Source organism: Paenibacillus sp. Y568, assembly GCF_059445545.1.
Genome location: NZ_JCAIUM010000004.1, coordinates 355,225 through 368,149, shown reverse-complemented (window position 1 = coordinate 368,149; position 12,925 = coordinate 355,225). Strand labels below are relative to the sequence as shown.

Genomic DNA, 12,925 nt, shown 5'->3' with positions numbered 1-12,925 from the left:
GGCCGTGTCTCAGTCCCAGTGTGGCCGTTCACCCTCTCAGGTCGGCTACGCATCGTCGCCTTGGTGAGCCGTTACCTCACCAACTAGCTAATGCGCCGCAGGCCCATCTGTAAGTGGCAGATTGCTCCGCCTTTCAGTGTCTCCTCATGAGAGGAAACAAATTATCCGGTATTAGCTACCGTTTCCGGTAGTTATCCCAGTCTTACAGGCAGGTTACCTACGTGTTACTCACCCGTCCGCCGCTAAGTCATTTTGGAAGCAAGCTTCCAAAATGACTCCGCTCGACTTGCATGTATTAGGCACGCCGCCAGCGTTCGTCCTGAGCCAGGATCAAACTCTCCAAATTAGATCAAACTTCGTTTGATCGACCGTCATTAATTCGCCCATCTCCTTGCGGAGAAGATGAATTAATGACGCTTATGAAAAGAGCGATATGCTCATTTAAAACAAACTGACGAGAAATTACTTTCTCTATCAAATGATTTCTCATTTGTTTTGACTTCACTTTCGTGAAATCTACTCACTCGTTGTTCAGTTTTCAAAGACCAATTTGTTCATTATGTTGTTACCAGTTGTTCTCGGTGACAACTTTTATATCATATCATGTGATGAATAATAATGCAACAACTTTTTTTAAAAGAATTAGTATATTAGAATATCTACCCTATGATACTATTCATCATTTCTTTCATTTAGCCATTAGCAATCTTTTTTGGCCGGAATAATAATTTAACATATGTGAAGCACAGTTGGCAACTGCCAATAATATACAAAAGATCAAGGCAAACGTTTCCTACACGTTTGCCTTGATCTTAGGATTGATATCGTTTAATTTTTTATCCACGGATTGCGACGTTTATGTTGTCTAGCTTTCGGCTTTATTTCTTTAGTCGATTTACTTTTTCCTTTATTCGTAGCCGAAGTTTGGGCTTTCTTTAAATCAGTACTACTAGTTAATTCTTTAGATTCAGGATTAGAATCACTCACATTATTCGCTATACTAACTTCCTCCGTAGCGTCTTCAAGTTTCCCTTGTGTTGAATCTTGCTCGATCACTCCGACACTCGATTCTCTACTATTGCAACCGCAACCTTGCTGTTGCCCTTGCTGTTCTGGCTGCACATAGGGAGGATTGCCCCCGAAAGACATATTCGGTTGTACAGAATTTAATCCCATTGGGCTTTGCATCATTCCCTCCGGGTAAGTCCATTCATATGGAGGTGTGCAAGAATATATATTAGAGCATGTCACAGTGACATTCCCTAATGGAGCATTATTCGAGAGTGGTGAGTATCCTTGCCCATACCCCCCGTAACCAGATCCATCTCCAGCCCACTGTGAGTAGTTAGGATTAGAATCTTGTTGAACCATTTGTGGCATCACTGGATAACACGGTTGTTGCATAAACTGCGGTTGTGCCCAATTAGGTTGTTGTTCATAACCTTGTTGATTCCAATTTGGCTGTTCGTACTGTGGTTGATTCCAATTCTGCTGTTCATATTGTTGCTGGTTCCATGAGTACCCTTCTGATATCCCTGGGTACATTTGGTCCGTTCCCTGAGGACATGAATCCGACTTTCCTGATTTCTCCTTCATCATAGGAGCATTTCCCATCGCTTCTTGAGCAGGAACAGAATACTGAATAAACAGATGTTGAGTCATCTCTACCTTTTCTTCTTGGATATCAAGTGGTGGGTTAGCTGCAATTGGCATCTGTACGGGTACGGGAATTGGCGTGTTGGGTGCTGGATTCGATGTATTAGTAACGGGTGCATTGTCAGGAAGTTGGGGCAATTGTGGGATAACAGGTACAACGGTCTCCGTTGGTGAAATCTCAGCTTTAGGAGAGTTATCTACTTTAGGCGCGTTATCCACTTTAGGTCCTGTGTTTGTTTTACTTCCTGGAGTTGTTTTATTCTGAATGTTATTCCCAGCTGTCGTCTCCCCATTAGCCGCTTGTTGCATACCCACTTTAGGGATATATACAATTTCGCCAACAAGTAGGGCATTCGGGTTCTTTAATTGAGGATTGGCATCAATCATCTCCCTCAACGTTACTCCCCATGCTTTAGATATCTGCCATAGACTATCTCCTTGCTTTACTACATGCTTATGAATGACATTCTCAGGCATTGGAACAGGAACAGTTTCCGACGGAATTTTAACCTTATCACCTATGTTTAACTTGTTCGGGTCTGTTAACTGCGGGTTAGCTGCAATTAATTTCTCTAGCGATATCCCATACTTCTTAGATAACTCGTATAAGGTGTCGCCCTTCTTAACCATGTGTATTTTCACGTGGCAAAAACCTCCTAAACTTCTTATAGACGGCATATGCCCGCCTTCGTTACTCTCATCTTATGCAAGTATTAGGCGGATGACATCATTGAAAATAAAAAAAATCCTTCCATGGCTTTAGCATGAAAAGATTTTTATTGAATTTCGACTTATTATTATTGCACATTCACTATTTTTCATAGTTATAACATGGGTAAGAACCTAATACACGCACCTGACATCCTAAAGCTTCAATCTCCGATATTGCGGCTTGTAATAATACAGTGTCCACTTCAGCAAGAACATCAATATAAAAATAATAGTTACCCAGTTTCTTCTTCGTGGGACGGGATTCAATTCGGGACAAATTCAGCCTTCTCCAAGCAAAAGCAGATAGAACTTGATGAAGTGCCCCTGGAAAATCTTCTGGGAGCGTAACAGTTACACTTGTTTTCGTCTGTATACTTCTGCGCTTAAGGGACACCGGTTCAGGACCAATGAGTATAAATCTGGTGAAGTTGTTATCATGATCTGTTACTCGTTCAGCCATGACATCTAACTTATGAGTGACAGCTCCAAGAGCCGTTCCGATGGCCGTCCATCCTTGCCCTGGATTTTTTTTAACAATATGAACAGCTTCTGATGTACTTCCCACATTCTCAATCTCAGCTTGAGGAGCATGCGTACGGATAAACTGCTGACATTGGGCCGAAGCCACAGGATGAGACAAAATTTTGGTGATTTTACTGTAATCGATCTCTCCATCTACTGTCAGGAACTGTTCACGATCACCTATTAAATTCTGTATGGATGGGTATACCCATTCCACTTGCATAGGAATATCAACTTCATTCACAAGCCAATCCATATGAAGGCTTACAGACCCCTCTATCGTATTCTCTATGGGAATGACACTATAATCACTTTTACCTTGAACCGTTGAACGAAATACATCTGCAATTTGCTTGTAATGCAGCAGTTCTACAGATTCATCACCGAATAGATGTTTTACTGCTTCATGAGAGACTGAGCCTTCTGGTAGTAATGCAATTCGTTTCATACTTTAATGTCCCCTTTAATCATATCCATAAATGAGCTAGATTGAACACTCTCATTGAGAATAACTCCGTCACTAGATGGGTCAAGCCATCTCGCGGAAGCTTGAATTCCATATTCCTTCATCGTATCCAACAAATATACTTCTAACGCTCTCTTATCCAGATTCCGACGATCTACCAAGGATATCAAAGTTGGACCCGCTCCACTTAAAGCGACACCAAGAGCTCCCCGATTTGGCGCCTCTTCCAATATGCGAGACATACCCGGTACCAGACTTGCGCGATAAGGTTGATGTAATCGATCAGACATCGCTCTTGCAATCAGATCAAATCTACCGTTTGAGAGTGCCGCAACCAATAGAGAAGATCTACTGATGTTATACACCGCATCTTCTCGACTAATACGATCTGGGAGAACCTTTCGAGCTTCCGAAGTAGACAGTTGAAATTCCGGGATAACCACAAGCGCAACTAGATCAGTGTGAGGTTCCATTCTGATGTAATCAGCATGGGTCCCATCCCATATCGCCGTTATAATTCCGCCATATAAGGATGCTCCCACATTATCAGGGTGACCCTCTAATTTAGTAGCCATATCAAATAATTTATCCTTAGAAAGTGGAGAACCAATTAATGCATTTGCTGCACTCATGCCCCCAATGATGGCTGAAGCACTGCTTCCAAGACCTCTCGTTAAAGGAATATCAGAGTACATAGAGAGTTCAATCTCCGGTACACTAACACCTGCCTCATCAAAAACAAGTTGCGCTACCTGATATACCAAATTCGATTTATCTTTTGCCAACCCTTTCATTTGATCACCATACAAATGGAACTGGGTGCGCTCAGACGCTTTCATCTCAATCCAGGAATATAACGATAAGGCCATTCCTAACGTATCAAATCCAGGTCCCAGATTTGCCGTACTCGCTGGAACCTTTACACGTATACCCTCACTTCTAATCATAATGTTCCTCTTCCAGCTTAGCGATAGCATCCATTGTCCTTTTCAACGGTAGGATGTGGATAACAGTCAGTCCATACGTATGACTTGAATCGTTCAAGTCAAAGAGCTATTAGCCCACGCATCCCACTATTTCTTACTGGAAGTATCCTTCGCATTACAATTTATATACTCCCCAGTATCCTGAATGGAACCGCAGGGAGTCGATTTATTATCATTTTAAATTAACCTTCTACACGATAGACACTTTTAATTGTACGAATTACATCTAATCCTTCAAAATGCTGCAACACCATGTTCATACTAGCTTTACTGGCATTATGAGTTACGATAATAATTTCCGCATATGGGTTGTGTTCATTTGGTTGTTGAACAACAGATTCTAAACTCACATCAAATTGAGCGAAGGCTTGAGTAATTTGCGCAAGTACCCCTGCCTTATCATCAACATGTAAAAGTATAAAATTTTTATAATTGATTTGCTCATCATCTTTGAGCTTTTTCTCTTTATATGGAACGATGGCTTTTAAGCCGTTCACGCCAAGTCTTAAGTTCTTAATCGCCGCTACAAGGTCAGCCACTACAGAAGTTGCTGTAGGCATAGCCCCAGCTCCAGCTCCATAGAACATCGTCTCGCCCACAGCTTCGCCATACACATACACCGCATTATATACACCGTTCACGGATGCGATCGGATGACTGCGGCGTACCATCGTAGGTTGGACACTAATGCTGATGTGCTCACCCTCACGATCTGCTATTCCTAACAACTTCATTTCATACCCAAGACGTTGAGCATATGCAATGTCCTCTTTGGTTACTTGGGAAATACCACGAACACTAACATCTTTTAACTCTACATTCGTTCTAAAACCAAGTGTGCCTAGGATGGCCATTTTACGTGCAGCATCCAACCCATCTACATCCGATGTAGGATCTGACTCTGCATAACCAAGTTGTTGTGCTTCTAGTAATACATCATCGTAAGAAGCACCTTCTTTACTCATCTTAGTCAGAATAAAATTTGTGGTTCCATTTACAATGCCCATTATTTTCAAAATACGGTCTGAAGAGAATCCTTCGATTAATGTGCGAATAATGGGAATCCCACCCGCAACACTAGCTTCATAGAATACATCACACTGTTTCTCTTGTGCTTTTGCAAGTATTTCAGATCCATGCAAAGCCATCAAGTCCTTGTTGGCAGTGATGATATGCTTACCCCGTTCTAATGCTTCTATAATGTACTCTTTAGTCTGATCTACGCCACCCATGACTTCTATAATAACGTCAATCTCAGGATCGCGAATAACCTCCCATGGATCTTCAGTCATTATTGTAGGATCAAATGGGATATCCCTAGCTTTATCACTATTCTTCACAGCAATCTTCGAAATAACAATAGGGGAACCAACTTGACTACTTAAATCCTCCTGATTTCCTTCAACAATACGAACAACACCTGTGCCTACTGTTCCTAATCCTAATAATCCTACTTTTACCGGTTTCATTAACTAGCCCTCCTCGACCACTTCGTCCATCCTATATTTGTCCTATCCTTGTCCAACCATATGAACACGTTTAACGCCTGTTACACCTTTCATACCTTCAAGCATATCCCCTAGTCCTTCACTAATTCGTGAAATTTCTACAGATATAACAACATTGGCAATCCCCTGAAGCGGTATACTTTGATGCATTGTTAGAACGTTACCGCCTAGCCCCGCTACTAAACTCAAGACTTTTGACAACATTCCTGCACGGTGCTCTAAATCAATGGAAATCGTAACAATTCTTTCACGTTCCAATTGATTAATAAGATGAATTCCATCTTTATATTTATAAAATGCACTTCTACTTAACCCCACTTGTTCAACGGCTTCATTGACTGTCTTCACGTCACCAGCAACAAGTAATTGCTTCACTTGCATGGTCTTTATCACAGCTTCAGGCAAAATATCTTCACGAACTAAATAATAGCGTTCTTTCACGAACGTCCTCTCCTCAAAGACTACTGTTTGTGTATAGTGGACATTATAAACTATATATCCTTTGAGGGTCAAGAGATAGCAACCCTTTTAACAAAAAAAACCGCAACGGTACTTGGGAAAGTACCGTTACGGTCAGTCTGCATATTCTTGTTAGTAATAACTACTTCCTTCAACAAATTCGAATTCGTATTCGCCAAGACGGACAGGTGTTCCATCCACAGCTCCGCGCTTACGAAGCTCTTCATCCACACCCATAGCACGAAGAATTCGACCTAATTTGAGAATAGCTTCATGTGAATTAAGCTGCATTCTCTTCATCATCTGTTCGATCTTCACACTTTGAACGATATATGTCTCATTCTCACGAACAATCGTGAAGGATTCATCGTCTTTCTTGTCTAATGTATACACTTTTCTTTCCTTAATTTCAGGAACTTCTTCTACAATTGGATCAACTTCAATTTGATCCAGTAAGTCTGTTGCACGGTACAACAGCTCTTGTATACCTTTACGTGTCAAAGAAGATATAGGCATAATCTCTAAATCAGGTCTAACTCCCTTAACCTGTTCACGGAAAGATTCCAACAATGACTCCGATTCAGGCATGTCCATTTTGTTAGCAGCAACAATTTGTGGACGTTTCTCAAGACCTGGGTTATACAATTTTAATTCTTCATTAATCTTTACCCAATCTTCGAATGGATCTCTACCTTCAGAACCAGACATATCTACCACATGGATAATAACACGAGTCCGCTCAACGTGACGTAGAAATTCGTGTCCAAGCCCAATGCCTTCATGAGCTCCCTCAATTAGTCCTGGTAAATCAGCCATAACAAAACTACGGTGATCCCCTACATCAACCACACCTAAATTGGGTGTAATGGTTGTGAAATGATAAGCACCAATCTTAGGAGTAGCAGCTGAAACAACGGACAACAATGTTGATTTACCAACACTCGGGAAACCCACAAGTCCAACATCTGCCATGACTTTTAATTCTAATACAATATTACGTTCTTGACCCTCTTCGCCATTCTCAGCAATTTCGGGAGCTTTATTCTTCATGGTAGCGAATCGTGAATTTCCTCTTCCACCTCTGCCACCTCGAGCGACAACAACTTGCTGTCCATGTCTGGTTAAATCCGCAATAACTTCTCCTGTATCAGAATCCATAATAATGGTTCCTGGCGGGATCCGAACAGCTGTATGTTCCGCATTAGCTCCATGTTGGTTCTTATTACGTCCCTTTACACCAGGTTGTCCCTTAAAATGGCGTTGGTAACGGAAATCCATCAATGTCCGAAGTCCTTCATCTACCCGGAAAATGATATCTCCACCTCTGCCGCCATCACCACCCGCAGGTCCACCGTCCGGTATATATTTCTCACGGCGGTAAGCAACGAGTCCGTCACCTCCATCGCCCGCTTTTACATAAATCTTCGCTTTATCTACAAACATAACTTCACCTTCCTCATCTATCACACGGCACGCGTAGCCTGAAAGAAGCTGGAGAGCTGTAAACCTGCTCTGTCTCTTGGCTACGAACCACATTATTAATTTGTTGCGGAGGTACTTCTTGCTTCCCCTGTGAACCTTCACCTTCAAAAAAGGCAACAATCTCTCCATCTTCTTCATACAGACTAAGAGTAAGCTTACGACTCTCACCCAAAGATGCTAATTCGCCATATTGATATGACCGAATAGCCTCTACAATGGCAGATACCCAGTTCTCAGTGTCATCTTGCTTCAATCTACCACTAAGATGCAAATCATCCGCTATATTGACCTCAAGTTCCACATTACTTCCCATAGTACGAAAAGATTGTAGATAGAAGACCAATGAAGGGATACCAAGCTTCGCAATCTTACCCTCAATCAGCATCCGTTCCTTTATTCTTCCCACACAATCAAGTAATTTATCATGTTTACCTAACTGGATATAACCATATAAAATTTGTAAATCATTCATCCAATCATGCCGATGATGATTTAATGTCTTAAGAGCGGTCTGCTCAAGACTTTGAATAACTAACCGGTGTTCCTTTTCATACTGCCTGTGAATAGTGGTGATTACGATCCAAAGTACTGTAGCCATCCAAAGCGTAAGCACGATGTACCATAGTAACGCTGGATACCATATAACAAAAAACAATGGAATCCAAGTTGATAAGACCGCTATAGCCCATAACTTTCTCCACGATTTCACAGCTTCTCCTCGTTCCTAATCACATATTGAGTGTTTTCACCAATTCATAGTATAGCACAGTACTTCTCACCAAATCATCCCAAAACCTACAAAAAAACCCCCGGCACTTATTGGCCGGAGGCTTCTTATCAGTTCACAACTGTTTTCGATAGCAATTAAGCTTCCACTGCTGCCGCTACAGGTGCGAGATCTACCGGGTAGACGCTCACTTTTTTGCGATCGCGGCCCCAACGTTCAAATTTCACAACGCCTTCCACTTTAGCAAACAAGGTATCGTCTTTACCGATGCCAACATTCGTACCTGGATGAATTTTTGTTCCGCGTTGACGAACTAGGATACTTCCGCCAGTAACCGTTTGACCGTCTGCACGTTTCACACCAAGACGTTTCGATTGGCTATCACGTCCGTTTCTTGTGGAACCAACACCCTTTTTCGATGCGAACAATTGAAGATTCAACTTTAACATGTTGTCTACCTCCTTCTTTAAATAATAACTTCTTCTATTTGAATATACTCACCGTATGAATCAGCAATACTATTCAACATAACGACCATAGATTCCAATAGCAGTTGCACTTTACTTCCAGCAGCCTCATCCTCTATAAGAGGAATACTACCGCTCAAGAAACCATTATGCATATCACAATCCAAAGAGATATCCGTTAACGTTTCAATCGAATTAACTGTTCCGACAGTAACAGCCGATACTCCGGCGCATACAATATCTTCTCCAGCCTTCGCATAGTTCGCGTGTCCTTTTATCTTAAAGCTCTGGATCATTCCGCTATCATTACGAAAGATACGTACGACAATCACTTGACCGCACCTTCTTACGCCTGAATTTTTCCGATTGTTACTTTAGTGTATGGTTGACGATGACCTTGCTTCTTATGGTAGTTCTTCTTAGGTTTGTACTTGTATACAACAACCTTATGACCTTTACCATGTTTCTCAACTGTAGCGGCTACAGTTGCACCTGAAAGTAATGGTGTACCTGCTACCAAACCATTGTCACCACATACTGCTAGTACACGGTTAAAAGTAATACTTTCTCCGTCTTCTGCGTGTAGTTTCTCAACGAACAACACATCGCCCTCTTGAACTTTGTATTGTTTACCACCTGTTTCGATAATTGCGTACATATCTTGCACCTCCTCATGTCTCAGACTCGCCTAGTCTAGGTGACAGCATTATAAACACTGTACTTCACAACCCGATCGGAGCGGTTACAGCATGTGCAGACGCTATAAGCACCAGACACATACTCATAGATGATACCATATACTTTTCATATAGTCAACGAATTGTAACTACGTTTATTCTGCCCGTACCACTACACTGATCACAGGTTCTATCGAATATGACGGATGTGTCACCACGAACCTTCTTACGTGTAATCTCTAACAGACCAAGTTTCGTCCAACCCACAATTTGGCTTTTAGCACGGTCTCTTTTCATAATTGACTCTAGTATGTCCACAACACTCTGACGGTGTACCTCTTGCTCCATGTCGATGAAATCAATCACGATAATACCGCCTACATCCCTTAAACGGATTAATCTAGCAATTTCCTCCGCAGCTTGTAAGTTCGTCAACGTTACCGTGTCTTCCAAACTATATCCACCCGTATATTTACTTGTATTCACATCAATGACGGTTAACGCCTCCGTATGGTCCCAAACAATGGTTCCACCACTAGAAAGTGTCACTTTTCGAGATAAGCCTTTGTCTAATTGATCACGAATACCATAAGTCTTGAATATGGACTCTGCCCCTTGATATATCTTAATGGGAATGTGTACTCCATTTGTCATTTCGGACAGATAAATCTCAGCTTCTTCTGCTCCCCTAGCATTATTAATAACAAGTTCATCTTGCGTAGGATCTAATGCATCACGGATAAGTCGCTGTACGATACTTAAATCTTGATGTAGCAAACTGGGAGCTTCGGATTGTTTCGCCCTCTCTTGAATAATATCCCACTGCGTACGCAGGAAATCCAGATCACCTTGCACAGCCTCACGTTGTTCATCCTGTGAGACGGTTCTCACGATAATTCCTTCTCCCTGATATCGCATTTGTTCACATAGAACCTTGAGCCGTGTTCGTTCACTCTCTCTTTGAATCTTCTTCGATACGGCGACATAGTCTGCTATGGGCATATACACAATCCAACGCCCAGGTAACGAATAATGTGTAGTAACTCGCGGTCCTTTACCTCGCAGAGACTCCTTCATCACTTGGACAACAACTTCTTGTCCTACTTTCAACAATTCTTCTATCGAAGGTTTAATCTTCGGCTGCTTCTCAAGATGGGGGTGTAGCACATCATCTACATATAAAAAGGCATTCTTTTTGTGTCCGATATCAACAAATGCAGCCTGCATTCCTGGTAATACATTAACTACTCGTCCTTTATAAAAACTCCCTACTAAACTTTCGCTTTGGCTACGTTCCGTTGCAAACTCAACTAGCTTGCCTTCCTCTATGAGAGCCATCTGTGTAAACTTCGGTTCACAGTTAACGATCATCTGTTTCATGGCTTCACCTCTGCTAGAAGACATTTCACTACATTGTTCATGAAATCTCTTATCAATTTTGTATCTGTATCCATATTATCGAGTCGTCCTCCAACTGTTAAGGAAAACGACGTCCATGAGAAAAGTATGCTGAAATAAGACGTTGCTCCGGTATAACTGTTTTAACTATTCCATTTTTATCCAAAACATATATCAAATGATATTTCTCTCTCTTAAATAGACGCAAAACGTTCTCTAAATGTTTCGATGCATCTGTAATTATAGGTTGGGCAATAATACCTTTTGCCTCATATTTCTCATGCAAATCAATCCTATTCATCAGAAATCTCATAAAACGAAATGGGAGATTACGATAATCTACAAGATTAGAATAAAATAGAAATATCCCAATCATCAATATATTTAGTTGTATGATTCCTTCACCCTTGATCAAAGGAAGGAGGGAATTTAGGATTACGAATATACTTGTAACTATACTAACTCTTGAAGACCATAGTAAAGTCCAATGATAAGAAAAGTATCGACTTGCCAGTGACTGTAAGATTTTCCCGCCATCAAGTGGAAGAATCGGTAACAAATTAAATAACGCAATAACCATGTTTCCATGCACAATGTACGAAATAAATTCACGGTCACCAATACCTATTGTCATGAAAGTCAGTCCAATGCTTATCATAATTCCATTCTGAAGAGGTCCTGCTAAAGCAATGATAATTTCCTTCCAAGGAGTCAGCTTTCCATGATCCTCAATCGTTACAACGCCCCCGAACGGCAATAACTGAACAGATCGAACCTTAATACCCAGGATCAGCGCAGCACTCATATGTCCCATCTCGTGGATAAGAACAATAGCAAAGAGAGTAATAAGCTCGATAAAGCCACCTGTCAATATCGACATCAGCATGACAATAACAAAGAGCGGATGCAACGATAGCGTTACCCCACGAATATTAATCAAAAGACATCACTTCCGAGGGGTCTATATATTCTTGACCTTGCTTCATAGAAAGATATAAGGTTGGTGACTGCCCTGTAGCAATATCAGCTAATAGGCCAAGCGTATCTCCTGCCTCAACCCAATCGTTCAATTTCAAAGTAGTATCAAGATGTCCATAGATAGCCACTATACCACCTGTATGCTGAATCGTTAGGGTCTTTCCCATTTGCGAATCTGTTAATACCTTAATGACCTGCCCCGTTGCTACGCTTTTAACCGGATGTTTCGTATTTGAATCTTCATAGGGTGCGATTTCAACCCCTTTTAGATCCGCAGAATAAGGAGTTGTTATATTCCCATGGATAGGAACGACCAGTGAAAGTGATGCAATGACCTTCTGCGGATCACTCTGACTTTCCTTAAAGATGGGAATAATTGTAGGGGTGTCTCCGAAATGAGATACATACCAAGCTTCAACTGCTTGAAAATCCATTTCTCGATTCAGTGACTGTGTAATATACAGCTGTGCAGTAATCGCCCAAGGGTGCTGAAAACGATATACGCCAATGATTAATCCAAATAACAAGGCACTGACTACTAACCGCCAAGTAAAACTAGACAAAAAACGATGTTTCTTAACCTCGTCATTAACGCCATATCGTTGACTACGCTCTTTTTTCCACAAAACTTCAGGGTCTGGTTCCTCAACGATCGGATATTCTCTCGGTAACCTCTTTAACTCGGACTGTGGCTGATTAACCTCTAATAGTTCCTGTATTCGTTCTTGTCGACGTTTCTTCAATCCTAATTTATTATCATCCATTGTGGTAATCCCCCTGCGGGCTTCTTTTAATACATTTTATGAGGGATGTCCATCTATTTAGAACAAGCATAAATCATTAGATTGAACATAGAACAAAAAAGGAACCACCCTGAAGTAGCTAAAA

13 protein-coding genes, 1 rRNA gene and 1 other annotated feature are annotated in these 12,925 nt (G+C 41.3%); all 14 genes read right to left on the bottom strand.

Annotated features, from left to right (window positions below; genetic code table 11):
• Positions 1-346 (bottom strand): 16S ribosomal RNA (locus tag AC1D7X_RS08630); the annotation flags it as partial.
• A gap of 482 nt (positions 347-828) precedes the next feature.
• Positions 829-2,298: a LysM peptidoglycan-binding domain-containing protein gene (locus AC1D7X_RS08625; protein WP_495455279.1), complete on the bottom strand. Its 1,470-nt coding sequence runs from the start codon at positions 2,296-2,298 to the stop codon at positions 829-831.
• 169 nt (positions 2,299-2,467) lie between these two features.
• Positions 2,468-3,337, bottom strand: coding sequence for a prephenate dehydratase (pheA, locus tag AC1D7X_RS08620; protein ID WP_495455278.1), 870 nt, complete (start codon positions 3,335-3,337; stop codon positions 2,468-2,470).
• Positions 3,334-4,302: a homoserine kinase gene (thrB, locus tag AC1D7X_RS08615; protein WP_495475012.1), complete on the bottom strand. Its 969-nt coding sequence runs from the start codon at positions 4,300-4,302 to the stop codon at positions 3,334-3,336. The genes pheA and thrB overlap by 4 nt, the downstream gene beginning before the upstream one ends.
• Positions 4,303-4,523: 221 nt before the next feature.
• Positions 4,524-5,810, bottom strand: coding sequence for a homoserine dehydrogenase (locus tag AC1D7X_RS08610; protein ID WP_495475011.1), 1,287 nt, complete (start codon positions 5,808-5,810; stop codon positions 4,524-4,526).
• A 42-nt stretch (positions 5,811-5,852) separates the two neighbouring features.
• Complete coding sequence (locus tag AC1D7X_RS08605) at positions 5,853-6,290, bottom strand: ACT domain-containing protein (RefSeq protein WP_495455275.1); 438 nt, start codon at positions 6,288-6,290, stop codon at positions 5,853-5,855.
• 150 nt (positions 6,291-6,440) lie between these two features.
• Positions 6,441-7,751, bottom strand: coding sequence for a GTPase ObgE (obgE, locus tag AC1D7X_RS08600; protein WP_495455274.1), 1,311 nt, complete (start codon positions 7,749-7,751; stop codon positions 6,441-6,443).
• Between the two features lie 13 nt (positions 7,752-7,764).
• Positions 7,765-8,499 (bottom strand): Spo0B domain-containing protein, encoded by a 735-nt coding sequence (locus AC1D7X_RS08595; RefSeq protein ID WP_495455273.1) that lies wholly within the window; start codon positions 8,497-8,499, stop codon positions 7,765-7,767.
• A gap of 155 nt (positions 8,500-8,654) precedes the next feature.
• On the bottom strand, positions 8,655-8,966 hold the full coding sequence (rpmA, locus tag AC1D7X_RS08590; RefSeq protein WP_495455272.1) for a 50S ribosomal protein L27: 312 nt from the start codon (positions 8,964-8,966) through the stop codon (positions 8,655-8,657).
• Positions 8,967-8,983: 17 nt separating this feature from the next.
• A complete protein-coding gene (locus tag AC1D7X_RS08585; protein WP_495455271.1) occupies positions 8,984-9,316 on the bottom strand; it encodes a ribosomal-processing cysteine protease Prp in 333 nt (110 codons plus the stop codon).
• A gap of 14 nt (positions 9,317-9,330) precedes the next feature.
• On the bottom strand, positions 9,331-9,642 hold the full coding sequence (gene rplU, locus AC1D7X_RS08580) for a 50S ribosomal protein L21 (RefSeq protein WP_495455270.1): 312 nt from the start codon (positions 9,640-9,642) through the stop codon (positions 9,331-9,333).
• Positions 9,643-9,654: 12 nt separating this feature from the next.
• Positions 9,655-9,738 (bottom strand) — a sequence feature (ribosomal protein L21 leader region).
• A gap of 58 nt (positions 9,739-9,796) precedes the next feature.
• Positions 9,797-11,041, bottom strand: a complete 1,245-nt coding sequence (locus AC1D7X_RS08575; RefSeq protein WP_495455312.1) for an Rne/Rng family ribonuclease — start codon at positions 11,039-11,041, stop codon at positions 9,797-9,799.
• A 97-nt stretch (positions 11,042-11,138) separates the two neighbouring features.
• Positions 11,139-11,999 carry a M50 family metallopeptidase gene (locus AC1D7X_RS08570; protein ID WP_495475010.1) on the bottom strand — a complete coding sequence of 287 codons (861 nt, stop codon included), beginning with the start codon at positions 11,997-11,999 and terminating at the stop codon, positions 11,139-11,141.
• Entirely contained in the window at positions 11,992-12,801 is an 810-nt protein-coding gene (locus tag AC1D7X_RS08565; protein WP_495455268.1) for a peptidoglycan DD-metalloendopeptidase family protein, read from the bottom strand. The genes AC1D7X_RS08570 and AC1D7X_RS08565 overlap by 8 nt, the downstream gene beginning before the upstream one ends.
• Positions 12,802-12,925: the final 124 nt, after the last annotated feature.